General features: G+C 59.3%; 1 tRNA gene and 1 pseudogene. Both read left to right on the top strand.

The features are described 5' to 3' along the window. The first annotated feature begins 266 nt into the window (after positions 1 to 266). Positions 267 to 340, top strand: a tRNA-Pro gene (locus tag JF66_RS19855). 877 nt (positions 341 to 1217) lie between these two features. Beyond that, positions 1218 to 1399: pseudogene (locus tag JF66_RS24750) on the top strand (ROK family transcriptional regulator); the annotation flags it as partial.

A 1399-nucleotide genomic window follows, 5' to 3' on the forward strand; every position in this document is an offset into this window, starting at 1 on the left:
CGGCGGGCTGACGCCGACGGGGCGCGCAGTGCGACCTCGATCCATCGTCGGTCGGGGTGTAACAGATGACCAGGACCCCCCCCCCCCCCCCCCCTGCCTCGTGCGTGATCCTGGAAATCTGTGCGCCGAACCCTGCCTCCAGAGGCCGGAAATGGAGTTGTGGTCGCCGCACCGGCCACATGTGCACACGAGGGGGTCTGAGAGGCGGTAAGCTAATCAAGTTGTCTCCCGCGGGCTTTGATTCTGAAGTCGTCACGTTGGAGCATCGGGCTGTAGCGCAGCTTGGTAGCGCACCTGACTGGGGGTCAGGGGGTCGCAGGTTCAAATCCTGTCAGCCCGACAAAAGTCCTGATAGACCTAGGTTTATCAGGACTCTTTTCGTTAAGAAATACGTGTCGTCACCATTTACCACCGTTTACGCATCGCTTGTGAGCCCAATTGCTGGAATCTCTATTCCATCTCTATGAGGGCCTGGTGCCCTCGGAATCGTATGTATATCCAGTCTTGGTTTTGTTTATGCTGATCAGCGAAGTTTTTGCCGTTGTGCGTGGGGCGGTTAGGCCTCGCCCGCGGATTTGATTGAGAGTCGCCGGGTCGCAGGGTCAAATCTACTGAATATGGCTATTACCGGGGCTTTTTCTTAGGTCGTCGGACTGTCGAATGGAGCAGTCACCGACTGTTGTGACGGCGTTCTGGGGTTGAGGCTGCTCTTCTCAGCAGCATCACGGCTGCCGACACGCGTGATGCGATGAAGGACCCGATAGCGGGATGCTCGTCCCTCGGTCTCGAGGTCAGATGGCGCGAGAAGGGGGCGTCAATCCGATTCACAACGACCGACCGACGCCAACCATTGTCGATTGGTTGGTTGGCCCCAGAAGGAGGCCAATGGTCCGGCGCTGAATTCGTGACGTTTGGAGTCGACCTGGCCTCGCTCAGCATGACGCAGAGCGTCGAGGCAGCAGTGCGGAGATTCGCGACGCGGGTATCGGAGATTCCTGGCGCGCAGACAGCCGCCGGGAAGTTGAATGCCTCCTTCTTCGAAGCGTCAGTGCTCCCTGAGGCCGTCGTATCGAGAGTCGCTGAGCTAGAAATGCTTGTGAGCCAGACGGGTGGACGCGAGGGATAGGCGGAGCGCGGGATGGAAGGCGACAGGAAAAATCAGGGCCGGTTCAATCTTTCATCGCCAAAGATCTGCGTCGAGGCGCTAGCGTCTAAACATGAGCGACCAGAAGGGCGCGACGGCGCGTCGCGGCACTAACCTGCCAGCTATGGCCGACTTCAATCAATCGGTCATTCTCGACGCCGTCCGCCGATCCGCCACGGGCCTGAGTCGCGTCGAGCTCGTTGGTGCTACCGGCCTTTCGCCTCAGACCATTTCAAACATCACCAGGCGCCTGAT

Source organism: Cryobacterium sp. MLB-32 (assembly GCF_000738085.1).
Lineage (GTDB): Bacteria > Actinomycetota > Actinomycetes > Actinomycetales > Microbacteriaceae > Cryobacterium.